This is a genomic window from Paenarthrobacter sp. NPDC092416, assembly GCF_044755025.1.
Taxonomy (GTDB): domain Bacteria; phylum Actinomycetota; class Actinomycetes; order Actinomycetales; family Micrococcaceae; genus Arthrobacter.
In genome coordinates, this window is sequence record NZ_JBIVQG010000008.1 from 60,641 (window position 1) to 82,316 (window position 21,676).

25 protein-coding genes and 1 tRNA gene are annotated in these 21,676 nt (G+C 63.0%); 11 read left to right on the forward strand and 15 right to left on the reverse strand.

Annotated features, from left to right (window positions below; genetic code table 11):
• Positions 1–49: 49 nt before the first annotated feature.
• Complete coding sequence (locus ACIQC5_RS15495) at positions 50–676, reverse strand: FMN reductase (RefSeq protein ID WP_400284512.1); 627 nt, start codon at positions 674–676, stop codon at positions 50–52.
• 181 nt (positions 677–857) lie between these two features.
• Between ACIQC5_RS15495 and ACIQC5_RS15500 the strand changes: the two genes are divergently transcribed.
• Positions 858–1,040 carry a hypothetical protein gene (locus ACIQC5_RS15500; RefSeq protein ID WP_400284048.1) on the forward strand — a complete coding sequence of 61 codons (183 nt, stop codon included), beginning with the start codon at positions 858–860 and terminating at the stop codon, positions 1,038–1,040.
• A gap of 1 nt (position 1,041) precedes the next feature.
• On the opposite strand, the gene ACIQC5_RS15505 is transcribed toward ACIQC5_RS15500, so the two are convergent.
• Positions 1,042–2,025: an alpha/beta hydrolase gene (locus tag ACIQC5_RS15505; protein ID WP_400284051.1), complete on the reverse strand. Its 984-nt coding sequence runs from the start codon at positions 2,023–2,025 to the stop codon at positions 1,042–1,044.
• Positions 2,026–2,253: 228 nt separating this feature from the next.
• Positions 2,254–2,766, reverse strand: coding sequence for a GNAT family N-acetyltransferase (locus ACIQC5_RS15510; RefSeq protein ID WP_400284054.1), 513 nt, complete (start codon positions 2,764–2,766; stop codon positions 2,254–2,256).
• Positions 2,767–2,903: 137 nt separating this feature from the next.
• Between ACIQC5_RS15510 and ACIQC5_RS15515 the strand changes: the two genes are divergently transcribed.
• The 6 genes from ACIQC5_RS15515 (at position 2,904) to ACIQC5_RS15540 (ending at position 9,567) form a co-directional block, all read left to right on the forward strand.
• Positions 2,904–4,346 (forward strand): GntP family permease, encoded by a 1,443-nt coding sequence (locus tag ACIQC5_RS15515; RefSeq protein ID WP_400284057.1) that lies wholly within the window; start codon positions 2,904–2,906, stop codon positions 4,344–4,346.
• Between the two features lie 45 nt (positions 4,347–4,391).
• On the forward strand, positions 4,392–5,642 hold the full coding sequence (locus tag ACIQC5_RS15520; protein WP_400284060.1) for a CaiB/BaiF CoA transferase family protein: 1,251 nt from the start codon (positions 4,392–4,394) through the stop codon (positions 5,640–5,642).
• Positions 5,639–6,619 carry a hydroxymethylglutaryl-CoA lyase gene (locus tag ACIQC5_RS15525; RefSeq protein WP_400284063.1) on the forward strand — a complete coding sequence of 327 codons (981 nt, stop codon included), beginning with the start codon at positions 5,639–5,641 and terminating at the stop codon, positions 6,617–6,619. Before ACIQC5_RS15520 ends, ACIQC5_RS15525 begins: the two co-directional genes overlap by 4 nt.
• A 2-nt stretch (positions 6,620–6,621) precedes the next feature.
• The gene (locus ACIQC5_RS15530) at positions 6,622–7,611 is read left to right on the forward strand and encodes a 2-hydroxyacid dehydrogenase (RefSeq protein ID WP_400284066.1); all 990 of its coding nucleotides are present in this window, start codon (positions 6,622–6,624) and stop codon (positions 7,609–7,611) included.
• Positions 7,608–8,600 carry a glycerate kinase gene (locus tag ACIQC5_RS15535; protein WP_400284069.1) on the forward strand — a complete coding sequence of 331 codons (993 nt, stop codon included), beginning with the start codon at positions 7,608–7,610 and terminating at the stop codon, positions 8,598–8,600. Before ACIQC5_RS15530 ends, ACIQC5_RS15535 begins: the two co-directional genes overlap by 4 nt.
• 91 nt (positions 8,601–8,691) lie before the next feature.
• Entirely contained in the window at positions 8,692–9,567 is an 876-nt protein-coding gene (locus ACIQC5_RS15540) for a hypothetical protein (protein WP_400284072.1), read from the forward strand.
• A 13-nt stretch (positions 9,568–9,580) separates the two neighbouring features.
• Here the strand turns inward: ACIQC5_RS15540 and ACIQC5_RS15545 are convergent, their stop codons facing one another.
• Both ACIQC5_RS15545 and ACIQC5_RS15550 read right to left on the reverse strand, forming a co-directional pair.
• The gene (locus tag ACIQC5_RS15545; protein WP_400284075.1) at positions 9,581–10,372 is read right to left on the reverse strand and encodes an IclR family transcriptional regulator; all 792 of its coding nucleotides are present in this window, start codon (positions 10,370–10,372) and stop codon (positions 9,581–9,583) included.
• A gap of 71 nt (positions 10,373–10,443) precedes the next feature.
• Positions 10,444–11,295, reverse strand: coding sequence for a PhzF family phenazine biosynthesis protein (locus ACIQC5_RS15550; protein ID WP_400284078.1), 852 nt, complete (start codon positions 11,293–11,295; stop codon positions 10,444–10,446).
• 58 nt (positions 11,296–11,353) lie between these two features.
• On the opposite strand from ACIQC5_RS15550, the gene ACIQC5_RS15555 reads away from it, so the two are divergent.
• Positions 11,354–11,803 carry a DUF1801 domain-containing protein gene (locus ACIQC5_RS15555; RefSeq protein WP_400284081.1) on the forward strand — a complete coding sequence of 150 codons (450 nt, stop codon included), beginning with the start codon at positions 11,354–11,356 and terminating at the stop codon, positions 11,801–11,803.
• Positions 11,804–11,829: 26 nt separating this feature from the next.
• Here ACIQC5_RS15555 and rplI read toward each other — a convergent pair whose 3' ends face one another.
• The 4 genes from rplI to rpsF all read right to left on the reverse strand — a co-directional run bounded on the left by rplI (position 11,830) and on the right by rpsF (position 13,614).
• Positions 11,830–12,282, reverse strand: a complete 453-nt coding sequence (gene rplI, locus ACIQC5_RS15560; protein WP_400284084.1) for a 50S ribosomal protein L9 — start codon at positions 12,280–12,282, stop codon at positions 11,830–11,832.
• An 18-nt stretch (positions 12,283–12,300) separates the two neighbouring features.
• Positions 12,301–12,540, reverse strand: coding sequence for a 30S ribosomal protein S18 (gene rpsR / locus ACIQC5_RS15565; RefSeq protein ID WP_003800144.1), 240 nt, complete (start codon positions 12,538–12,540; stop codon positions 12,301–12,303).
• Between the two features lie 127 nt (positions 12,541–12,667).
• A complete protein-coding gene (locus ACIQC5_RS15570) occupies positions 12,668–13,258 on the reverse strand; it encodes a single-stranded DNA-binding protein (protein ID WP_400284087.1) in 591 nt (196 codons plus the stop codon).
• Positions 13,259–13,308: 50 nt separating this feature from the next.
• Complete coding sequence (rpsF, locus tag ACIQC5_RS15575) at positions 13,309–13,614, reverse strand: 30S ribosomal protein S6 (RefSeq protein WP_021473324.1); 306 nt, start codon at positions 13,612–13,614, stop codon at positions 13,309–13,311.
• 231 nt (positions 13,615–13,845) lie between these two features.
• Here rpsF and ACIQC5_RS15580 point away from each other — a divergent pair, with 231 nt between their 5' ends.
• A complete protein-coding gene (locus ACIQC5_RS15580; protein WP_400284091.1) occupies positions 13,846–14,184 on the forward strand; it encodes a YnfA family protein in 339 nt (112 codons plus the stop codon).
• Positions 14,185–14,255: 71 nt separating this feature from the next.
• On the opposite strand, the gene ACIQC5_RS15585 is transcribed toward ACIQC5_RS15580, so the two are convergent.
• A tRNA-Leu gene (locus ACIQC5_RS15585) sits at positions 14,256–14,338 on the reverse strand.
• A gap of 125 nt (positions 14,339–14,463) precedes the next feature.
• Between ACIQC5_RS15585 and ACIQC5_RS15590 the strand changes: the two genes are divergently transcribed.
• Positions 14,464–15,123: a DUF1345 domain-containing protein gene (locus tag ACIQC5_RS15590; protein WP_400284094.1), complete on the forward strand. Its 660-nt coding sequence runs from the start codon at positions 14,464–14,466 to the stop codon at positions 15,121–15,123.
• 27 nt (positions 15,124–15,150) lie between these two features.
• Positions 15,151–15,585 carry a hypothetical protein gene (locus ACIQC5_RS15595; protein WP_400284097.1) on the forward strand — a complete coding sequence of 145 codons (435 nt, stop codon included), beginning with the start codon at positions 15,151–15,153 and terminating at the stop codon, positions 15,583–15,585.
• Positions 15,586–15,654: 69 nt separating this feature from the next.
• Here ACIQC5_RS15595 and ACIQC5_RS15600 read toward each other — a convergent pair whose 3' ends face one another.
• From ACIQC5_RS15600 to ACIQC5_RS15620, 5 genes are all read right to left on the reverse strand, one after another.
• Positions 15,655–17,073 carry an amino acid permease gene (locus ACIQC5_RS15600; protein WP_400284100.1) on the reverse strand — a complete coding sequence of 473 codons (1,419 nt, stop codon included), beginning with the start codon at positions 17,071–17,073 and terminating at the stop codon, positions 15,655–15,657.
• Positions 17,074–17,344: 271 nt separating this feature from the next.
• The gene (locus tag ACIQC5_RS15605; RefSeq protein WP_400284102.1) at positions 17,345–18,652 is read right to left on the reverse strand and encodes a M18 family aminopeptidase; all 1,308 of its coding nucleotides are present in this window, start codon (positions 18,650–18,652) and stop codon (positions 17,345–17,347) included.
• A gap of 37 nt (positions 18,653–18,689) precedes the next feature.
• Complete coding sequence (locus tag ACIQC5_RS15610) at positions 18,690–19,610, reverse strand: intradiol ring-cleavage dioxygenase (protein WP_400284515.1); 921 nt, start codon at positions 19,608–19,610, stop codon at positions 18,690–18,692.
• Between the two features lie 84 nt (positions 19,611–19,694).
• A complete protein-coding gene (locus tag ACIQC5_RS15615) occupies positions 19,695–20,381 on the reverse strand; it encodes a response regulator (RefSeq protein ID WP_400284107.1) in 687 nt (228 codons plus the stop codon).
• The gene (locus ACIQC5_RS15620) at positions 20,378–21,667 is read right to left on the reverse strand and encodes a sensor histidine kinase (RefSeq protein ID WP_400284110.1); all 1,290 of its coding nucleotides are present in this window, start codon (positions 21,665–21,667) and stop codon (positions 20,378–20,380) included. The genes ACIQC5_RS15615 and ACIQC5_RS15620 overlap by 4 nt, the downstream gene beginning before the upstream one ends.
• Between the last annotated feature and the right edge of the window lie 9 nt (positions 21,668–21,676).

Consider the following 21,676-nt stretch of genomic DNA (forward strand, 5'->3'; position numbering starts at 1 on the left):
AGGACACTTCATGTTTGGCCCAACGAGCGGACCCGGCAAAAAGTTCGACCTACCGGCCGGCTGAAATGCCCGCCAGCAGTTGCTCAAACGGCAGCGACTCCAGGGCTGGAGCCTTGCGTCCGGGCTGGGGCCCGGTCAGCAGTTGCACGAGTTCACCCGCAGCCCTCTCAACACGGGCGGAAAGCGGCGAGGCGCCGTCGTCGGTGTTTCCCCAGTCCTGGGGTCCGGCAAAGACGCCGGTAGCCGCGATCGGGGTCCGCAAGTAGCTGAACAGCGGACGCATGGCGTAGTCCAGGACCATCTGGTGGCGGTCGGTGCCGCCTGTGGCGCCCAGGAGTACTGCCTTGCCGTCCAACGACTTGGGGTCCAGGACGTCGATGAAGGATTTGAAGAGGCCGCTATAGGACGCGCTGAAAACAGGACTGACGGCGATGATTCCGTCTGAATCCTCGACGCCGGCGATCACTTCTGCGAGGCGCGGTGCGGCATAGCCGGTTACGAAGTTGTTGGCTATGTCCACTGCCAGGTCGCGGAGTTCGACGACGTCGATCCTCACCTCATATCCAGTCGCGCGCAACTGCCGCTCGGCAGAGGCGGCCAGTTGGTCCGCCAGCAGGCGGCTCGACGACGGGACGCCGAGTCCGGCGGAAAGGACGGTGATGCGGCGGGTTTCCATGGCATTCTCCTGTTGCTCGTTCATTCCCAGCTTACATGCATATGCATCTAAATGAGTGAACGAGGGAGCATCACGAACTATTCCCTCAGCTACGGTCAGCGCTTCCCCAGCTGAAGAGCCCGGTCGCATCCGGACGTCGAGTGACGAACGACGGTAAAATTGGGGCTAGAGGTGCATGGCGATGTCTATGGCTTTTGTTGTTGTCCTGGTCTTGTTGGGTGCGGCTTCCCTTGCCGCGGCGATAGGCACGGTGGCGTTGGTGATCCGCGACGGTCGTGGGGAGATTCCACTGGAACCTCCGGTTCGGCCGTGGTCGGCGGGACACCTGCCGAGTCGGCCGTACTCCACTCTTCCCCGCATTTAGCTCACTTCGACCTGGCAGCGTGTGTGGACAGGAAGTCGAAGGTCTTGTCCCTGGCATCGCGCGCCTCAGCGAAGTTCAAGTGGAACTGGTACTCATGCGGCAGCTCGGGGTCGTGGTCCGCAGCCCAAAACAACTCGGTCACCGGAACACCCGCTTCCTTCAGGCGATTGCTGTACGGAACCGACTGAAGCCATGTCAGACCATCGCCGTTGCCGCCGCTGATGAAGGTCGGCGGGAAATCCTTGGTGACAAAATCAATGGTGGACATAGTGCTGCCTGCGTATGTGGAGGACCAGTCCTTCGTTCCGGTGTAGGCCCACAGCGAGGTTTTGAAGCCCCACGCAACCAGGCCATTGAGGTCGGCCATGGCCCGTAGATCATACACACCGCAATGCAGGATGGTGGCCGCGAGGTCCGATTTCTGGAGCGCGGGCTCGATCCCCATCAGGTTGGCATACTCAGGGTTAACAGTGAGAGTGGTCATTTGGCTGGCCAACTGCGCCCCTGCTGAATCGCCGGCCAGGACAATCCGGCTGCTGTCCACATTCAATTCGCTGGCGTGCGCTTTGATGTAACCGAGCGCATCGTTGATGTCGCGTATCGCCGTGGGGTAGACGGCCTCCGGCGCGATCGGGTAGCTCAGCCCAATGGTCGTGTAGCCCTCGGCCGCAAGAATCCGAAGATAGGGTTCCACATCGCCTTGAGCCCCCGAGATCCACGCGCCGCCATGGATCCAGACGATCGTGGGGAGCGCAGTGGTAGTGCCCGCAGGAGTGAAAACATCGAAGGTGGAACCGGGCTTATAAACGACCCCGGCCCGCTCGTCCAAAGGAGTGTCGGGGACGTAGGGCGCCATCTCGTCAATGGTTGACTGCGCTCCGCGCTCAAAAACACTGCGAATTAACATGGCCGAGGGCCAGGGAGTCGCTGACAGGGCAAGGAGGATGACCAGGATCAGAATGATGGCGAGGTCGAGTTTCCGCACTCGGGAAGGACGCCGTCGCTTGGCCTGCAAAGCTGCCCTGGAAACGGGACCTAAAGGGGAACCGCCTCCTGCATCCGTCCGGGCTGATGCCGCGCCACTCACGTTGGCTTGAGTCGATTCCAATGGCCCCATTACACACTCCCCCAGTTGGTGCACCTGTGGACCATGCTAAGTCTGCGGGGCTGGATCGTGAAGGACCGGCCGATGAGAGCCCCGCGTCCCTCAAGGTCAGGGCAGCGGGCGAGCCGCCTTGAGCAAAAGCCCTTCACCGCCGTCGAACGTCACTGCATGAAAGCCGGATCCGCGCGCGACCTCGCGAAAGCCCCAGCGTTGGTGCAGTTTGAGCGACGCCGCATTGCGGGCATTGACCACATACCAGGCCTCGTCCGTCCTTGCCCATATCCACTCCAGCCTCTTCTCCGTCAGGGCCGCCGCAACTCCCTGGCGCCGAAAATCCGGCGCCACGGTGATTCCGCCGAGATAATAGCCAGCCGGCGCGGGGCCGGCGCTGTAGTCATGGAAGTGTGTTTTTGCCCAACCCACGACGGCGGAACCTGGGTTCCGGGGCAGGTCCGCCGGCGTCTCGGCCACCAGCACCAGCCGTCGAGCGTCGTTGATCGCGGCGCGGATCGCTGCTTCAAAACGGCTGGCAGCACTTGCGGAGGTGCGGCCGGCGGCGACCTCCACTCCGGCCATGGCCGCGACGTCATTCTCAAGGGCCGGACGTATCAGGAGAGCCATTGGCTCAGTCTAATTTGCAGAATAGGCTTGCAATATGAGTTCAAACTCATAATATGGGATTAGTGATGTGGCCCGCCTCACGGTGCACATCAGTTCCAAGCCTTCAATGTGGAAGGCCCAACGATCGGATTCCCCCCATGTCAGACATTGCCGTTCTGATCAACACGGCTGTAGCGGTTTTGGCCGCCGTCCTGCTGATCGTCCGTTTCAGAGTCAACCCCGTGATTTCCCTGATCCTTGCCTCCGTCTACCTCGGCTTGGCCGTCGGCCTCGGTGTCGAAGAAACCGTCAAGACCATTACCGGCGGCTTCGGCGAGATCATGGTGGACGTCGGCCTGCTCATCGCCTTCGGCGTCCTGATGGGCTCCATCCTTAACCAGAGCGGCGCGATCCGGCGCTTGGTGGAGCACCTGTTGAAGACCTTCGGCCCCAAACGCCTGCCCTACACCATGGGCCTCGCCATCGGGACCGTACTTCAGTCGATCTTCCTGGATGTCCTGCTCGTCATCTCAGCCCCGCTGGCCCGCAAACTCGCCCCGAAAATCGGAAAGCTGGGTACGGCCCGCATGGCAACCGCCATGGCCATCGCCCTGGAATGCGGCATTGTCTTCACGGTTCCCGGCGTGGCCTCGCTTGCCCTGGCGGGCCTGCTCAACGTCCCGCTCGGCAAGATGCTGCTCTTCGGCCTGTTGCTGGTCGTCCCCACGATCATCATCTCCATCGCCATCATGACCTTCCTTTTCCGCCGCGGTTTCTGGAATGAATCCAAAGACGAGGACCACACCTTCGTCGCTGAAGAAGACAGCGAGGGTGAGGAACCGGTGAACAACGCTCCGGCACCCGCCCCAACATCGGCAAACAACGAGCGGGGCACGGCAGCATCCAGCGCCCAACCGGCCGGCGGAACCGTCGCCGTCGTCGAGCGTGAACGCAAAGAAGCCCCTCTGATGGTGCTGTTCGCACCGCTCCTGACGTCCCTGCTCCTCATCGGCGCGGGCGCCATCCTGGAGATCTTCGAAATCGACATCCCCTGGCTCCAGCTCCTCGGCGAACCCGTCATCGCCCTGCTCATCGGCCTCATTGGCACCTGCCTGGTGACACGCTCCGCCATCGGCCAGAAGAAGGTTGAGGAGGCCATCGCCGTCGGATTCAAGGAAAGCGGCCAGATCCTGATCCTCACCGGTGTGGGCGGATCCCTGGCGGCCACGGTGAAGGCCGCGGGACTGGGTGACATCCTGGGCGGTTTCTTCTCGGCGAGCACCGTTGCCCCACTGCTGGTGGTGTGGGCCATTGCCGCTGTACTGCACATCGCCGTCGGATCCGTTACCTTGTCCGCCATCACGGCCGCCGGGCTGCTGGCCCCGATCGCACCCGCCATCGGCCTGGATCCTGTACTGCTGGCTCTCGCGGCCGGCGCGGGATCACTCTTCATGGTGCACGTCACGAGCAACACGTTCTGGCTCCTGCAGTCGCTTTTGGGCCAGAGTGTGAGGGGTGCCTTGAAATCAGTCACGGTAGGCGTCTCGGTGGCCTCCGTGGTCGCGATCCTCTTGATCATGCCCATGAGCCTGCTGTTCTAGCCCCGCACGACCCGCTCAACTACGAACCACGCACGAAAGAAGACCATGACACACGAAACAATCGCCCCGTTGGACGGCGTTCGGGTTCTCGAACTCGGCAACTACATCGCCGCGCCCACGGCTGGCAGGCTACTGGCTGATTTCGGCGCCGAAGTCATCAAGGTCGAGCGTCCCGGAACCGGCGACGAACTACGCAACTGGCGCCTTCACAAAGGCAACACGTCCATGCTCTACCGCACGCTGAACCGCAACAAGAAGTCGGTGGTCCTGGACCTCCGCACTGAGGCCGGCAAGCAGGCAGTCCTGGCGTTGGTCGCCAAGTCGGACATCCTCCTGGAGAACTTCCGTCCCGGCACCCTGGAAAAATGGGGGCTTGGCCCCGAGGTCCTCAACGAGGCCAACCCTGACCTCATCATCACGCGCATCTCCGCCTTCGGGCAGACAGGCCCATTGTCCGCGCGACCCGGCTTTGCCGCCGTTGCCGAGGCCTATGGCGGGTTCCGCAACCTCGTGGGCGACCCGGACCGCGCGCCCGTGAGGGTTGGCGTCTCCATCGGAGACTCGATCGCCGGCCTTTACGCCGCCTTCGGCTCCATGATGAGCCTGTACCAGCGTGAAGCACGACGCCGGGACGCAGCTGGCGCCGTGCCGCTCACCGAGCGCATCATCGACGTCGCGCTGAATGAAGCGATGTTCTCCATGATGGAATCCCTCATTCCGGACTACCAGGCGTACGGCGTGGACCGGCAGCGCGTGGGCGGCCGGATGGAAGGCATTGCTCCCTCCAACGCCTACGTGTGCAAGGACGGCGCGAGCATCGTGGTGGCCGGCAACGGCGACTCGATCTACCAGCGGTACATGCAGACCATCGGCCGGCCGGATCTGGCGGAAGACCCTTCACTGCAGACGAATGCCGGACGCTGGGCGAAGCGCGAGGAACTGGATCAGGCTATCGGCGCGTGGTCGGCCACACTATCGGGTTCCGAGGCGTTGGCAGCTCTCGAAGCCGCCGGCGTCCCTGCCGGTCCCATTTACACCGCCGCCGACATCAGCACGGACAGCCAGTACGCGGCCCGCAACATGATCCAGAAGTTCGACGTATCCACCGGCGAGGAGATCCTCCCCGGAGTAGGGTTCCCGGGCATCGTTCCCGTGATCGGTGACCAGTCGCTTCCCATCCGAAACCTTGGCCCGGACCTGGGCGAAAACACCCAAGAAGTCCTTGGCGGTCTCCTTCACCTGGATGCTGCCCAGATCGATGCGGCTTCCGGCCGCGAGGAGGCCCTCCGACCATGACCATCTTTGAAAGCCCCCTTGCCACAACACTGGGCAACGCCATCCTCCGGGACGTCACCTTGAGGGATGGCCTCCAGCTCACTGGAAAACTCCTGCCAACGGAGCAGAAGATCGAGACGGTGCGGGAACTGCTGCGGCTGGGCGTCCCCGCTATTGAGCTGGGTTCCATGGCCCGCGCGGACCTGGTCCCCACCATGGCCAACACCCTGGAAGTGGTCCAGGCCCTCACTCCGGAGGAACTGGAGAAATGCTGGATCTGGGTGGCGACACCCGGTCACGTTGCCAAAGCGGCCGCCGCCGGTGCGCGGAACTTCCAGTACTGCTTGTCTGCCTCTGATTCGCACAACAAAGCGAACATCGGCCGCACCACGGACCAGAGCCTCGCCGCGTTGCCCGAGGCCGTGGAGTACGCCCGGGCAGTGAATGGACAGATTCAGCTGTGCATCGCAACGTCCTTCACGTGCCCGTTCGAAGGCTACGTTCCGGAGGAGCGAATCCTGTCCATCGCCAACGATCCCCGGGCCGAGGGCACCACTGACATCGTCATCTGTGACACCCTGGGTCAGGCCGTTCCGGCCCAGGTGGCCCGCCTGATCACCCGCGTGAGGGACGAGAGCCCTGCCCGAAGAATCGTCTTTCACGGCCACGACACGTGGGGCTTGGGCGTAGCCAACACGCTCGCCGCAATCCAGGCAGGTGCTGCCATGGTGGACGGCGCACTGGGTGGCTTGGGCGGCTGCCCGTTCGCTCCGGGCGCCAGCGGCAACACCTCCAGCGAGGACATTCTCTTCGCCACCCGACCTGAATGGCTGACGCCTGACGTGTTCGGTGAACTGGTGGTCCTGTCTGAGAAACTGCTGACCGAACTCGGCGAACCTAACCGCTCCAAGGCCGCCCAGGGTGCACGTTCAAGGGCTGCCGCGTTCGACTGGGTCATACCTTCCGTTGTCGGATCACCCGCAACCGGAGGCAATTAAGCATGGGGAACCATTTCCTTGTCACAACAGCCATCCCGGAACCTGGGCTTCAACTCCTTTCCGACGCCGGCCAGGTCACCGTCCTGCCCGAACCACCGGACTACGCCACACTGGCTGAGCTCTGTGCATCCGGCGACTACGACGTTGTCCTCACGCAGCTGCGCGACGTCATCGACGCGCCGCTGCTTGCGGACGCCAAAGTGAAGGGCGTCTCCAATTACGCGGTGGGATACAACAACGTCGACGTCGACGCCGCCACCCGGCACGGCATCCTCGTGGGCAATACACCCGGCGTCCTGACCGACGCGACGGCGGACATCGCCATGCTGCTCATCCTCGGCACAGCGCGACGCGTGGTGGAGGCCGACCGCGTGGTCCGCGAGGGCAAATTCCTTGGGTGGGAGCCGGAGTTCATGCTGGGCCGGGATGTCTCGGGCGCCGTCCTTGGGCTGGCAGGTTTCGGCAGGATCGCCCGCGCCGTGGCGCGCCGCGCCCTGGGCTTCGGGATGGACGTGCTGTTCGCGCCACGTCCGCCGGGTGACCGGCCCGTCAGCGACGACGAACTCGGCGAATTCGCGGGCAAAGTCCGGCAAGTTCCGTGGCAAGAGCTGGCGGAATGCAGCGATTTCCTCTCCCTGCATGTCCCCCTCAACGAACAGACCCGACACCTGGTAAACGCCGATGTTCTGGCACGGATGAAGCCCGATTCCATCCTCATCAACACAGCCCGCGGTCCCGTAGTGGACGAGGCCGCTTTGGTACAGGCCCTCCGCAACGGCGTCATCGCCGGAGCTGGTTTGGATGTGTTCGAGGACGAGCCCCGCCTCGCGCCCGGACTCGCCGAACTCCCCAACACCGTCCTCCTGCCACACGTCGGCAGCGCAACCGTCCCCGTCCGCGCCGAAATGGCCAGACTCAGCGCGCTCAATGCGATCGCCATCGCCGAGGACCGTCAGCCACTGCACCCCGTCAACCTCCTCGCCAAGGCATGACGATCCTGGTCGCCCCGGACAGTTTCAAGGGGACGTATACGGCGGCTGAGGTCGCGGCTGCCATTGCAGCAGGAATTCACGACGGCGGCGGCTCGGCTACGCAGTTGCCCGTCGCCGACGGCGGGGAGGGAACGTTCGACGCGCTCTGCCGGAGCCTTCGCGCGTCGCCGGTGAGCGTCGACGTCGTCAATTCCTGGGGCGAGCCGTTGCAAGCGATCCTTGGGCTGGCACCTGACGGGACCGCCGTCGTCGAGGTTGCCCAGGCGAGCGGCCTGTCCACCGCGCGGAATAGTCCCCAGGACGCCATGTCGGCAAGCACCTATGGAACAGGGTTGTTGATTGCCGCGGCCGTGAACCTCGGGGCATCGCATGTACTGGTGGCCGCAGGCGGCTCGGCAACCACGGACGGTGGTGCAGGTGCGGTGCGCGCCATCAACGACAATGGCGGTCTCGGAGGCGCCCGAATCACGGTCCTGTCCGATGTCACTACCCCGTTCGTGGATGCGGCACGGGTCTTCGGCCCCCAAAAAGGCGCCGATCCGGCAACAGTTCGCCTGTTGGAAGAACGCCTGAGTCAGCTGGCTGCGTCATATCCCCGCGATCCCTCCGGCGAGCCGCGGACGGGCGCAGCGGGAGGCCTGTCCGGAGGGTTGTGGGCACATTTTGAGGCGGAGCTGGTGTCCGGGGCCGAGGCCGTACTGGACGCGGCGGGCTTCGATTCGCTGCTGAGAACAGCCGAGGCCGTGGTGGTCGGTGAGGGCAGGTTGGATTCACAAACCGGCGAAGGGAAGATCATCTCGGCGATCCTCGAGCGCGTCCGTAGGTCCGGACGCGACATCCCCGTGGTGGCAGTAGTCGGGTCCGTGGCAGACGACGTGGGAAACTACGCAGAGAACTTTGCCCGGGTTCTGATCGCTATGGATGCCGCGGCGATGCGGACCGCGGGGAAGACCATTGCTGCCCTTGGCTTGGGTTCCGAGCAGCTCTGACTACGACGGCTTGCTCGCCTTGCCGTCCAGCCAGAGTGTGCGTTCTGACCGTGCGTGGCGACGTGCTCAGCAGCGCCCCTACACTGATCGCATGGTGTGCCGACCGTGGCCTGTCCTCTCGGCGTGCGTGGCCCTGCTGTCGGTCATGCCACTCATGGCAGCCTGCGATAAGTCAGGCCGTGAGGCCCCAACAGACCCGATCGCCGTGGAGGTCAATCAGTCCCGGGACCAGTACGGCAAGGAGGCCATCCTGATCCAGCTCACCAACACCAGTGACACGCCCTTAACAGTGACCGCTGCGCGCTTGGACTCTGCGTTGTTCGACGGGGAGATTGTTTGGACGCCAGCCAACGGCAGCTTGGAGCTGCCACCCCGGCAGCCAAAGAGCGTTCCCGTCCCCTTGCCTCCAGCTGCCTGCGAGCCTGCTCCTTCCGGCCCTATCGCAGCAGCGGTTCAGTATTCGGCGCCTCCCGACCAGAATTCGCGGGAGGCCAAAGTGGAAGCTACAGATCCTTTCGGCGTACTCACGAGGAACTCCGACGAGCTGTGCCTGGCCAGCGAGGCTGCCGCGATCGCTTCCGTGGTCTTGGACCCCGGGCTGGAGGTGGCCCCGGACGGAAGTACCGCCGTCGTCCGCCTTGTCATTACCCCAGCCGCAACCTCCGCGGGCTCGCCGCAAAGCCTCACGATTGAGTCAATCGACGGGACCACCTTGCTTGCTGAAGTACCCGCGGATCCTTGGCCCCGCAACCTCACAGTCCCGTCGGGCGCAGTACAGCAGGAAGTGGCGTTGAGGATCCGCCCAGCCCGCTGTGATCCGCATGCGGTAGCAGAGGACAAGGTCGGCACGTTGTTGCCGCTGCGAATCCAAGTAGGCGAACGACACGGGCTGTTAAAGATCGCCGCTCCGAACGATTTGCGGGGGCGCATCTACGACTTCGTCACGGCGGCCTGCGGTGGGCAGTAGCTCAGGCCGCTCTCTAGCTCTCCCCGGGGAATCGCCCACCAATGAGCCTGGTCATGTGCTCAGCGGTGGCAAGCAGTGGCTCCACCCAGGCCTCGCAGGTCTCCAACGGCATCCGCAAAGTGGGGCCACTGATGGTCACCGCACCCACCAGGCTGGCAGCCGAATCAAACACGGGCGCGGACAAACCCGAGGCGCCGTCCTCCCGCTCGCCCACGGTGATCGCAAAACCATCCGCATGCGTTTTCTTGACTGCAATCTCCAGCTCTTCGGAGCTGGTGATGGTGTAGTCGGTGATGGGCTCCAAGGGGTCCAGCAGAACAGCGTCCATCAGTTCGGGGGACCAGGCGAGCAGGACCCTGCCGGCTGAACCCGCATGAAGCGGAACGATCTTGCCCAAGTGCATCTCACGGCGGAGCGCATGACATGTATCCGCCATGGCGACGCATACACGGTAGTGCTGCTCGGCTTTGAAGAAACAGGCCGTCTCGCCCGTGGTGTCCCGCAAGGTCTTGAGCAGTGGACTCAGGATGTCCACCACTTCCATGCCGCGGGTTGCGGGAGCTGCCCAGTACGCCATTCGCATGCCGATGCGGTAGGCGTCACCCTCGCGGTCGAGGAACCCCTGCGAAGTCAAGTTGGTGACCAGCCGCTGCACGGTGGATGTCGGCATTCCCGTGTATTCACGGATATCGCTCAATTGCAGCACCGGCTTTGACAGGGAAAAGGCATCCAGGATGGAGGTGATCTTGCCCAAGACAAGCAAAGGGTTGCCGTTGGCCTTCGCGGAAGCATCGGATGCTGACATAAGACTCACGCTAAACGCTGGCGGCAACCGACGCCAATCCCCCTGCCTGTCCCGGCCGAAACTCAGCTGAACTACAGCAGGACAGTCCCCTGGATGCACGTTGCCGACGCTCCGCCAACCCAGATTTCGCCATCCTCAACCTTGACGTGAATACGGCCTGCACGGCCCAGGGCCGTGCCTTGCGCCGCCACGTACTCGTCAGGCGCACGGCCACTGCCGATCAACCATTGCGCTGCGCCGGCGTTGAAGCTTCCCGTCACCGGGTCCTCCACCATGGCATCGTCGGGAATGAAGGTCCGGACCTCAAAGTCGACGTCGGTACCCGGCTGGTGCGGTCCGATCACGCCAACCTTGAGGTCACCCATCGCGACCAGATCCGGCTCGATAGCCAAGACCGCCTCGGCGGACTCAAGCAAGACGCCGATCCACTGAGGACCGTTGACCAGCCACGATGCGTCAAGCAACGCAGCCTCCGGAACCCTCAGGCCAGCCGCAAGTTGGGAGCGAACAGCCGCGTCCACTGGACCGAAGCGCGTCAGCGGCGGAGCAGCGAAAGCCAGCCGACCGGCGTCGTGCTTCACTCGAACCAAACCCGCTCCGCACTCCTGGATCAGTACACCGTCAGTCTTGGGCACTCCCCCGGCCTGCAGCCATGTGTGCGCCGAGCCCAGTGTTGGATGCCCGGCGAAGGGGAACTCCTCACTGCCCGTGAAGATGCGCACCTTGTAGTCCGCCCGGGGGTCAGTGGGCGGCAGCAGGAAAGTGGTTTCGGAGAGGTTCGTCCAGTTGGCGAACTGCTGCATAGTCCCGCTGCTGAGACCATCGGCATCCACCACGACGGCGAGCGGGTTGCCGCGGTACGGCTGGTCGGAGAAGACGTCAACTTGGTGGAACGGGCGGATGCGCAAGGCTTCTGAAGTCACCGCTGCAGGCTATCATCCAGTGCTGGCAGGCCCGCCCGCCGTCTGCGAGACTACCACCATGGCAGCGAACAAGACCCAGCCCACGGACGTGTCCGTCGAAGAATTCCTGGCCGCCGTGGAGCATCCCGGACGGCGTGCAGATGGCTTTGAGCTGCTGGACATGATGCGTGACATCACCGGGCAGGAAGCCGTCATGTGGGGTCCAACCATCGTCGGGTTCGGCAGCTACCACTACAAGTACAGCAGTGGCCGCGAAGGCGACTCCGCCGCCGTCGGATTCTCACCTCGGAAGGCCAACCTGGTGCTCTACGGTGTCACGGAAGGACCAGACGCCCACCGGCTACTCCCTGGACTCGGCAAGCACAAGACCAGCACCGCTTGCCTCTACGTCAACAAACTGGATGACGTGGACCGAGACATTCTGGCCGAGATGATCCGCAATGGGTACCGATACGTGATGGAGGAGGTCCACACGCCAAAAAAGACCCCCGCCACCGGGATCCGGTAGCGGGGGTCTTCCTATGCAGTCCGAGACTACTTGGCTGCAACGACCTCGAGGTCGATGACAGCGGAAACATCCTCGTGCAGGCGAACGTTGGCCTGGTACGAACCGACAGACTTGATGTGGTTCGGCAGTTCAACGTTGCGCTTGTCGATGGCGCCGAGGCCAGCGGCCTCAACTGCAGCGGCGACATCAGCAGGCTTGACGGTGCCGAAGAGACGACCCGACTCGCCGGCCTTCACCTCGAGCTTGACCTTCTTGGAGGACAGAGTCTGGGCCTGTGCCTGTGCAGCTTCAACAGAAGCGTGTGCACGAGCGGCGCGGGCAGCCTTGATGGACTCAACCTGCTTCTCGCCACCCTTGGTCCAGGTCAGAGCGAAACCGCGGGGCAGCAGGAAGTTACGTGCGTAACCGTCCTTGACCTCGACAACGTCGCCAGCAGCACCGAGACCGGTTACTTCGTGGGTCAGAATGATCTTTGCCATGTTAGTTAATCCCTTCCCTTAGCCGCGGCCAGCGCCGGAGTAAGGCAGCAGAGCAACTTCGCGGGCGTTCTTGATTGCCTGGGCGATCTTGCGCTGTTCCTGAACGGTAACGCCAGTAACGCGACGAGCGCGGATCTTTCCGCGGTCGGAGATGAACTTGCGCAGCAGTGCTACGTCCTTGTAGTCGATGACAGTGATGTCAGCGGCCTTCAAGGGGTTGGACTTTGGTTTGGGCTTACGGAGTTCAGCCTTAGCCATCGTGGAGCTCCTTTTCTATGGAGCCCGTGGATATTGATCCACGGGATGGTGGTGTTCGACGGCGGTCGATACCCGGGTGCCTTACGGCAGCCCCGGCAGGTTCCGGCGTCGGACTTTTTCTTGGTGTTTAGAAGGGAGGTTCGGAATCCGGGCCGTTGCCCCAGCCGCCTGCATTGCTGACACCGGGCGTAGCCCAAGGGTCATCCTGCTGTGCGGGCTGGTTGCCGCCCCAGTTTCCACCGGAGTTGCCGCCCTGGCTTGCACCAGCTGCAGCGCCACCTCCGAAGCCACCGGCGTTGCCGCCACCAAAGCCACCCTGGCCACCGTTTCCGGCGCCGAACCCGCCGCCGGAGCGCTGGGTACGGTTGACTTTGGCGTTTGCGTAACGCAGGCTCGGGCCGATTTCGTCGACCTCAAGCTCGATAACGGTGCGCTTCTCGCCTTCCTTGGTTTCGTAGGAACGGCTCTTCAAACGGCCGGAAACGATGACGCGCATACCCTTTGTGAGGGACTCGGCCACGTTCTCGGCTGCTTCGCGCCATACGGACGCGCGGAGGAACAGGGTTTCCCCGTCCTTCCACTCGTTCGACTGGCGGTCGAAGGTCCGGGGAGTAGAAGCGATGGTGAAGTTCGCTACTGCTGAGCCAGACGGGGTGAACCGCAGCTCCGGGTCATTGGTGAGATTACCGATGACCGTAATAGTGGTTTCGCCTGCCATCTACTGCCTCCTTGTTCGTTCCTGCGGGGTAAAGATCTGGAAGGGGCTGATTACTCAGCAACGACCTTCTGGTCTTCGGGGCGGATGATCTTGGTGCGCATGATCGTCTCGTTAAGAGACAGCTGGCGGTCAAGTTCCTTGGCGGTAGCCGGCTCAGCGGTGAAGTTCACCACTGCGTAGATACCTTCGGACTTCTTCTTGATGTCGTATGCCAGACGGCGACGGCCCCAGATGTCAACCTTTTCGATGGTTCCACCATCGGTGGTGATGACATTGAGGAACTTCTGAAGCGACGGCTCTACGGTACGCTCTTCGACCTCGGGGTCGATGATTACCATCAATTCGTAAGGACGCATATGTGAACCCACCTCCTTTGGGCTAAGCGGTTACGGTATTTCCGTAACAGGAGGTTCATTTGCGATGCTGTGCATCGCTCCCCCGCCGAAGATTCGGAAGGAGGGCGCAGCACAGACTTCAATATCTTAGTGCATCTCCTGCACTCAAAGCTATTCGGCGGATTGCACGACCGGAACAGGGCAATCGGCGTATGTGGATAACTGACTCCAGCCACCGTGAATACTGGGAGCATGACCGTCCTGAAGTCCACCATCCTCTTCATTCTGGCCGCCATTGCAGAGATAGGCGGCGCTTGGCTCATCTGGCAGTCGGTGCGTGAGGGAAAGGCCTGGTGGTGGGCCGGTCTCGGGGTGGTGGCGTTGGGCATCTACGGCTTCTTCGCGGCGTTCCAACCCGACGCCCACTTCGGCCGCGTCCTCGCCGCGTACGGAGGGGTCTTCATTGCTGGTTCCCTCGCATGGGGAATGCTGGTTGATGGTTTCCGGCCCGACCGCTGGGACGTGATTGGAGCCGTGGTCTGCATTGTGGGCGTCGGGATCATCATGTTCGCGCCGCGGGCCGGCTCTTGACGGGAGCCTCCAATCAAAGCCGGGAGACGACAAAACCCCCGGAAGATCACGGATCTTCCGGGGGTTTCCTGTGCGCGGAGGGGGACTTGAACCCCCACCCCCTTTCGAGGACTAGCACCTCAAGCTAGCGCGTCTGCCATTCCGCCACCCGCGCAGGGTGATTCGGAGAAACAGTGTTTCGTTTTTCTCCTCAACAGCGACAAAAACACTAGCACGAGGTTGCCCGATCCATGGATTTTGACGACGAGCAGACCCAGGCGCGCGGGCTAGGGTAAGGGCATGAACGACGTAACAGTCAGGCGTAGCCGGCTGCGCTTTGTGGTCATGGTGGCGGCAGGCGGGGCTGCACTGCTGGCCACGGGCATGACCGGCAACTGGTTCGATGCCCCGGCAGTAGGGTGGGCCGTCGCTGCCCTGGTGTACGTCACCTGGGTGTGGCTGGTGGTGGCCCGGATGGACCCAACGGAAACCCAACGGCATGCGACCTCGGAGGATCCTTCCCGGGGCGTCACGGACCTGCTGATCCTCATTGCCAATCTGGCCAGCCTCGCTGCCGTGGCTGCGGTGATCGTGAACTCGCACGCAGAAGGCACGGCCACCAGGGTGTACTCGGGAGCCTTGGCCCTGGCATGCGTCGCGCTCTCCTGGATGCTGGTTCAAACGCTTTTCACACTGCGCTACGCCGAGCTTTACTACTCCCCCGACGCTGACGCCGGAGGCGCCGTGGGCGGAATCAGTTTCAACCAGGACCGCCTGCCGCAGTACACGGACTTTGCCTATCTGGCCACCAGCCTGGGCATGACCTATCAGGTGTCGGACACCAATATCGGCAACCACAGGATCCGCACAGAAGCGCTCAAGCACAGCCTGCTTTCCTACCTTTTCGGCACCGTCATCCTTGCAGTGACCATCAACCTCGTGATCGGGCTGGCGCAGTAGCGCACACGCGGGCGTAGGCTTCTGGTCATGAAACCCCGGCACATCTGGTTTGCCGCGGTCCTCTTGGTGGCCGCGATTGGCGGCCTGGTGTGGTTCGCCTTGGCGCAGTCACCAGCGTGCCCGGCCATTCGTCAAGCCAACACGTCACCGATTGAATTACGAATCGCCTCAAAACCTATGCGTGTTCAGGCATGTTTCGGCGAGGCCTGTGCCCCACACCCTGTACAACCCACGCCCGATGGTCGCTGGCTAGTGGCACAAGAGCCGCCGTTCCTGGCACAGGCAGGGACGGCGACGGCATCCGGCGTAGCAACGCCCGGGTCCGTGAACAAGATCCGCGTCGTGGTCAAGGAAGCCGGCAAGCGCCAGCGGGACACTGTCTTCGACATCCCCACCACAGGCGGCACCCCGGGCGCGCAGTGCCCCGGACCCGTGGAGTACCTCCCCGTGGACGTGCCATAGGCGCCCTCAACGCCGAAGGGGCAGCCGCCGTCGTTCGCTGACGGCAACTGCCCCGGACGTTAAGGACGCTTACGACGACGGGCCGGAACCCAGCGTTACTCGCTCGGCGTCCCCGGTCATCACCTCAGGCGAGGCTGTGCCGCCGCCCTTGCGGTACCGCCAAACGCCGATGCCAACCACGATCGCGGCAAGAGCCAGCGAGAGGAAGAGCGATTCGCGGGTGGACTCGAGGATGACCATGCCAATGATGAGCGCCACGATGCTCCCGATGGCGATCCACGTGAGATAGGGGAAGAACCACATCTTGAGGTCGAGCTCTTTGGCGGCTGCGCCCATGCGTCGGCGCAAAATGAGCTGTGAGGATGCGATGACCAGCCACACGAAGAGGGCGATTGCGCCGGAGGTGTTCACCAGGAACAGGAACACCGTGTCCGGGGCGATGTAGTTCAGGCCAACCGTCACGAAGCCCACAACGGTGGACGCGAGGACGGCCGCAGCCGGAACGCCGCGCTTGGAGATCTTCATCCAGGACTTGGGGGCGTCGCCACGCTGCGAAAGCGAGAAAAGCATACGGCTCGCGGTATATAGGCCCGAGTTCAGGCAAGACAGGACCGACGTCAGGACAACGATGTCCATGATGGTGCCCGCACCCGGAATGCCGTAAAGCTCGATGACGGCAACATATGGGCTCTTGGCGACGGATGCGCTGTTCCACGGCAGGAGAGTGACAACGATTGCGATGGAGCCGATGTAGAAAATCAGGATGCGCCACACGGTGGACTTCACGGCCTTCTTGACGGCGTCCACGGGGTTCTCGGATTCGCCGGCGGCAATGGTTGCGATTTCAGCTCCGAAGAACGAGAAAACCACCACGAGGATGCCCGCAAGGACAGCGCCCGGTCCATTCGGCATGAAGCCACCCTGGTCCAGGAGGTTTGCAACCCCGGGCGCAGAAACACCAGGGATAAGGCCGAGGATCGCGGCGATGCCAGCCAGCAGGAAGATCACAATCGCAGCGACCTTGATGGACGCGAACCAGAATTCGAACTCACCGTACGACTTCACGGAACCTAGATTGGTGAGGGTCAGCAGCACCATCAGGATCAGGGCCCAGATCCATTGGTCGACGCCGGGAACCCAGCGATGCATGATGGCGGCACCTGCCGTGGCCTCGATTCCGAGGACGATGATCCAGAACCATGCGTAGAGCCAGCCAATGCTGAAGCCGGCCCAGCGGCCCAACGCCTTGTCTGCGTAGGTAGAGAATGATCCGGTCTCAGGATTGGCCGCGGCCATCTCGCCAAGCATTCGCATGACGAGGATGACCACAAGGCCGGCCGCCAGGTAGGCGAGCAGGATGCCCGGACCGGCCTGCTGGATAGCTGCGCCCGAGCCTACGAACAACCCTGCGCCGATGACGCCGGCGATGGCGATCATGGAGAGGTGTCGTGGCTTCAGGGACTTGGAAAGTTGTTGGTCAGCGTGCATGGATCGGCGCCGTCCTTAGTGTCTTTGGGAAGGGCCCGCAGTGATGTGCACCGGGCCACATGGCCTACCCACAGTAGCCAGCCTTGGACCGCAGAATCCTGTGCAATGGAACATTTGGGGATCCCGAAAACAGGGATCCTGCACAAAATGTAGATCATGAGGCATCTAAAGTTTCATTTTACGAACTTTTGAAACGCCCCTGAAATGAGTGCTTGAGGCTTATCGGCGAGCTTTGAAGCCACACGGCGCCACCTACGCGTGGCAACCCCCGTCAGGCAGCCGTGCGGAAGAACAGCTCCACCACAGTCGCCAAACCATGCGGATCCTGCACGCCGCACAGCTCGCGCGCGGAGTGCATGGACAACAGCGGGATGCCTACATCCACAGTACGGATGCCGAGGCGCGTAGCTGTCAGGGGGCCGATCGTGGAGCCACAGGGGAGGTCGTTATTGGAGACATATTCCTGATACGGCACATTCGCCGCATCGCACAGCCGCGCCCAGAGTGCCGCTCCGGTAGCGTCTGTGGCATAGCGCTGGTTGGCGTTGATCTTCAGCAGCGGACCGCCGTTAAGGACGGGCCTGTTGGCGGGATCGTGCTTCTCTGCGTAGTTCGGGTGGACAGCGTGGCCGGCGTCAGCAGAAACACAGAACGACGCCGCCAGGGCCTGCCGCCGCTGGCTTACCGAGGCGCCCAGGCCGTCTGAGATGCGCGTCAGGATGTCCTCAAGGATGGGGCCGCACGCGCCGGACCTTGAATTGGAGCCGATTTCTTCATGGTCGAAGGCAGCCAACACAGCGATGGGCCCGTCTTCAGGTGCGCCCGAAGCATGGGCAATCAAGGCGACCAACCCTGCGTGGGTCGACGATAGGTTGTCCATGCGCCCCGAGGCAAAGAATTCACCCTTGGCACCAAATACTGCGGGTGCCTGAGTGTCTGCGACCACGACGTCGTACCCGCCGATTTCGGCGGCATCTACCGAGGCGCCTTCGACGCGCTCGGCGAGCAACCCCAGCAGGTCCTCCCCGGCAGGATCGCCCTGGCCGAAGATCGGGTTCATGTGCTGCTGCTTGGAGAGAAGGAGGCCATTGTCATTGACCCCGCGGTCCAGGTGAATGGCCAGCTGCGGGAACCTGAGGAGCGGACCCGTGGCGGTCAGGTATTGCGTGCCGTCGCGCAGCACCAGCCGGCCAGCCAACTGGAGTTCGCGGTCCAACCAGGAATTCAGGAGCGGCCCACCGTAGACCTCGACGCCCGCCTGCAGCCAGCCGAACTTGCCGGTAGTGGGCTTCGGCTTGAGCTTGAACGACGGTGAATCGGTGTGGGCGCCAAGGATGTTGAATCCAGTGGTCGCTCCAGCACTTTCGGGTGTAACCCAAGCGATCAAGGCACCATCGCGGATCACATAGTAATTGCCGGCACCGCCGTCCCAGGGCTGCAGCTCATCCAGTCCCGTGAAGCCTGCGGCATTCAGCCGGCGTGCGGCCTCGTGCACTGCGTGGAAGCTCGACGGCGACGCCGTCACATACGCGCCCAGGTCCTGGATGTGGTCAGCTGCTGCGGAGGCATTCGAAGGCATGCCCCCGAGTCTAGCCCTGCTTTACGTGCCTCTTGGCCTAGACCGTGACGTTCAGCGCGGCTGTATATCCGCCAGCGACCGAGCCGGACATGGTGGCCAACTGATATATGCCTCCATCGTCACCAAAGACGTTATCTGAAGCCAGAGTCGTGTTGGGGAAGTTCCGTGCGCTCGACTCATATCCCGCAGTGGCGTAGACCTCGTTGCAGGCGGCCTCTGTGAGCGCGATCTGGGATACCGCCAACACTTGGCCTGCCGCGCTGGTGTTACTCAATGATTCAAATACCTCAAAGTGAATATGAGGCCAGCGGCCGTTGTAGGCACCCGGATAAATAGTGGTGAAGGTGACTTGGCCGTTGACGTCTGCTTCCTGGACCCCACGGAGGTAGTTCTCGTTCTCCAGCCCGGAGTCGTACAGGGAATACTTTCCGTTCCGGTCGCAGTGCCAGGCATACACGGCAGCCCCCGCCAGCGGCGAGCAACCGTTCGAATTGTCCAGCAAGGTCAGCGTGAAAGTCAGCGGTACGCCTTCTGCCTTGGTGGTGGATGTTCCGAAGCTGGACGTGATGTCTTTGCGGACCACTCCGGATGCTTCAAGCACGTTCGGGCCGTTGGAACCGTCGCCCGGGTAGGGACCCACAGTCTCCTGGGGGATCTCCACTCCGCACTCTGCGAACGCGCGCGTCACGGTGCTCGTAGCGGAAGGCGTTGCGGTCGCCGTCGAACTTTCCGTTGTGGTGACGGTTGCGCTGGCAGCGGCCGACGGCGCAGCTGTGCTGCCGCCCGTGCTGGGCGTACAGGCGGCCAAGGCTGCCGCCGTCCCGGCGCCAAAGAGGACGCCCAATGTGCGTCGCCGGCTCAAGAGCGTTGAGAGGTCGAATTCGAGGCCACGATCATGGTTGGGGTGCGGCTGGTCGGTGTCGGGTCGGCCCTGGGAAGGCTGCTGAGGAAAAGTCATCATGTGTCCATGAAAGGCGCGGCGGCTATGCCTTGTACATGGCCAGGCTGTGGCGGGACTGTGAAATGGAGCCTGAACGCTGCGTCAGTAGTCCGGGTTGCTCGGCACCACAAGCCCGGTCTCGTACGCGTACACCACAACCTGAACACGATCCCGCAGCTGCAGCTTGCTGAGGATCCGTCGGACGTGGGTCTTCACAGTGGCCTCGGAGAGGAAGAACTTATGGGCGATCTCCGCATTGGACAGGCCCTCGGCGATTGTCGTGAGGATTTCGGTCTCGCGCGGGGTGAGTTCGTCCAGCAGCGGGTCGCGGTGGGGAGCGGCTGCAGGTCCCGGCACATGCCCGCCCCGGACGTACGTTTCCAACAGGCGCTGCGTTACGCGGGGTGCAACCACGGCATCGCCACTGGCCACCACCCGCACGGCGTGCACCAGCTCAGCGGGGGCAACATCCTTGAGCAAAAAGGCAGAGGCTCCGGCTTGCAGCCCGGAGAAGGCATATTCGTCAAGGTCAAAAGTGGTGAGGATGATGACCCGGGCTTCCGACCCGGAATCCGAGATCCTGCGCGTGGCTTCAATGCCGTCCATGGTGGGCATTCGGACGTCCATGAGCACAACATCGGGTTCCAGGGCTTCGACCTGCCGGACGGCTTCCGCGCCGTCTGAGGCCTCCCCGACCACGGTGAAGTCGTCTTCGCCCTCAAGAATGAGCCGAAAGCCCATACGGAGCAACGGCTGATCGTCCGCCAGCAGCACTTTGATATTGGTCATGATTCCCCCTTTTCGCCATTCCAGCGGAGCTCGGCGTGGACCGCCCAACCTCCCCGTTTCCCTGGACCGGCACTGACGATTCCAGCATAGATTCCCGCGCGTTCACTCATCCCGGCGATGCCCTGCCCTGTGCCCAGGCTCCTCACCGGTTCGGCGCCACCTTCCCGGGTTCCGCGACCGTCGTCGAGCACGTCAATGGTGACCAAATCGCCGTCGCGAGCCACCTGAACATCAACCCGGCTGAGCGACCTGCCGTAGCGCAGGACGTTCGTCAGCGATTCCTGCACAATCCTGTACACCGTGAGTTCAAATGCCGGGTCGGCCGGCAGCGCCGGTCCCGTGTGCGCGTAGTGCAGAGGCAGGCCCGCAGTGCGGAAACCGTCAAGGAGCTTCGCGAGGTTGTGTCCGGACTCAAGCGGCGCAAGGGGCGCCGGCCGTCCGGAATCATCACGCAGGACTCCCAAGACCCGTCGCATGTCCGCAAGCGCTGCACGGCCTGTCCGAGACAGTTCGCCCAGGACGTCACCGGCGCGCTCGGGGTCCTTCCTGACCACCACTGCCGCTCCATCCGACAAACTGATCATCACCGTCAAGGAGTGAGCCACGACGTCGTGCATCTCGCGGGCGATCCGGTTGCGCTCGGTGACCTTTCCCAGCTGCGTGGTCCGCGCCGCCCATGCGGCGATCTCGGCCTCGTGCTCCCTGCGTTGCCGCACGGAAATACCGATGCCGGTGGCCAGAAGGTTGGACAGCAGGATGGTCACCGCAGTGGCGATGTTGTTGATGAGGTGGAAGTTCTCCGGGAGATCCTCGATGGTGCCCATGGTGCTGGGACTCGTCCACATGAACAGGTAGAGCAGGCTAAGAGGCAGGCTTGCTGCGCCAAAAACCACCAACGCGAGCGGCCGCCGTTTGGCCGCCGCCACGGCATACAGCGCGAACCACAAACCCGCCGAAACGTTCGAACCCCAAGGATTCAAAACGGTCGCCGCGACTTCCAAAAGGGCGACGGCGGCAACCACCTGCAGTGGGTAACGTCGCCTGAACGCCAGCACAGCGGCAATCAGCAGCAGAATGGAGGTCGCGAGCCATTTGCCCTCGCCGATCGAGGCGATGATGGTGGGCAAAGCCAGAAGGACGTAGCAGAGTACCACCACGGCGTCCATGGCACGGGGGCGCTCAAAGAAGTAGCGCCGGATCCGACCCCTGCGGCGCTGGGCGATTTCAGCGAAAGACGCGTCGACCGTAGTGGCCAACGCGTCCTTCGGCTGTGAAGCTTCACTCATGGATTGAGC

What these genes read in the sequence shown, in the direction of transcription:
- ACIQC5_RS15495 (WP_400284512.1), bottom strand. Translation starts at nt 676, where the DNA reads ATGGAAACCCGCCGCATCACCGTCCTTTCCGCCGGACTCGGCGTCCCG.
- ACIQC5_RS15500 (WP_400284048.1), top strand. Translation starts at nt 858, where the DNA reads ATGTCTATGGCTTTTGTTGTTGTCCTGGTCTTGTTGGGTGCGGCTTCC.
- ACIQC5_RS15510 (WP_400284054.1), bottom strand. Translation starts at nt 2,766, where the DNA reads ATGGCTCTCCTGATACGTCCGGCCCTTGAGAATGACGTCGCGGCCATG.
- ACIQC5_RS15515 (WP_400284057.1), top strand. Translation starts at nt 2,904, where the DNA reads ATGTCAGACATTGCCGTTCTGATCAACACGGCTGTAGCGGTTTTGGCC.
- ACIQC5_RS15520 (WP_400284060.1), top strand. Translation starts at nt 4,392, where the DNA reads ATGACACACGAAACAATCGCCCCGTTGGACGGCGTTCGGGTTCTCGAA.
- ACIQC5_RS15525 (WP_400284063.1), top strand. Translation starts at nt 5,639, where the DNA reads ATGACCATCTTTGAAAGCCCCCTTGCCACAACACTGGGCAACGCCATC.
- ACIQC5_RS15530 (WP_400284066.1), top strand. Translation starts at nt 6,622, where the DNA reads ATGGGGAACCATTTCCTTGTCACAACAGCCATCCCGGAACCTGGGCTT.
- ACIQC5_RS15535 (WP_400284069.1), top strand. Translation starts at nt 7,608, where the DNA reads ATGACGATCCTGGTCGCCCCGGACAGTTTCAAGGGGACGTATACGGCG.
- ACIQC5_RS15540 (WP_400284072.1), top strand. Translation starts at nt 8,692, where the DNA reads ATGGTGTGCCGACCGTGGCCTGTCCTCTCGGCGTGCGTGGCCCTGCTG.
- ACIQC5_RS15545 (WP_400284075.1), bottom strand. Translation starts at nt 10,372, where the DNA reads ATGTCAGCATCCGATGCTTCCGCGAAGGCCAACGGCAACCCTTTGCTT.
- ACIQC5_RS15555 (WP_400284081.1), top strand. Translation starts at nt 11,354, where the DNA reads ATGGCAGCGAACAAGACCCAGCCCACGGACGTGTCCGTCGAAGAATTC.
- rplI (WP_400284084.1), bottom strand. Translation starts at nt 12,282, where the DNA reads ATGGCAAAGATCATTCTGACCCACGAAGTAACCGGTCTCGGTGCTGCT.
- rpsR (WP_003800144.1), bottom strand. Translation starts at nt 12,540, where the DNA reads ATGGCTAAGGCTGAACTCCGTAAGCCCAAACCAAAGTCCAACCCCTTG.
- ACIQC5_RS15570 (WP_400284087.1), bottom strand. Translation starts at nt 13,258, where the DNA reads ATGGCAGGCGAAACCACTATTACGGTCATCGGTAATCTCACCAATGAC.
- rpsF (WP_021473324.1), bottom strand. Translation starts at nt 13,614, where the DNA reads ATGCGTCCTTACGAATTGATGGTAATCATCGACCCCGAGGTCGAAGAG.
- ACIQC5_RS15580 (WP_400284091.1), top strand. Translation starts at nt 13,846, where the DNA reads ATGACCGTCCTGAAGTCCACCATCCTCTTCATTCTGGCCGCCATTGCA.
- ACIQC5_RS15590 (WP_400284094.1), top strand. Translation starts at nt 14,464, where the DNA reads ATGAACGACGTAACAGTCAGGCGTAGCCGGCTGCGCTTTGTGGTCATG.
- ACIQC5_RS15595 (WP_400284097.1), top strand. Translation starts at nt 15,151, where the DNA reads ATGAAACCCCGGCACATCTGGTTTGCCGCGGTCCTCTTGGTGGCCGCG.
- ACIQC5_RS15600 (WP_400284100.1), bottom strand. Translation starts at nt 17,073, where the DNA reads ATGCACGCTGACCAACAACTTTCCAAGTCCCTGAAGCCACGACACCTC.
- ACIQC5_RS15605 (WP_400284102.1), bottom strand. Translation starts at nt 18,652, where the DNA reads ATGCCTTCGAATGCCTCCGCAGCAGCTGACCACATCCAGGACCTGGGC.
- ACIQC5_RS15610 (WP_400284515.1), bottom strand. Translation starts at nt 19,610, where the DNA reads ATGACTTTTCCTCAGCAGCCTTCCCAGGGCCGACCCGACACCGACCAG.
- ACIQC5_RS15615 (WP_400284107.1), bottom strand. Translation starts at nt 20,381, where the DNA reads ATGACCAATATCAAAGTGCTGCTGGCGGACGATCAGCCGTTGCTCCGT.
- ACIQC5_RS15620 (WP_400284110.1), bottom strand. Translation starts at nt 21,667, where the DNA reads ATGAGTGAAGCTTCACAGCCGAAGGACGCGTTGGCCACTACGGTCGAC.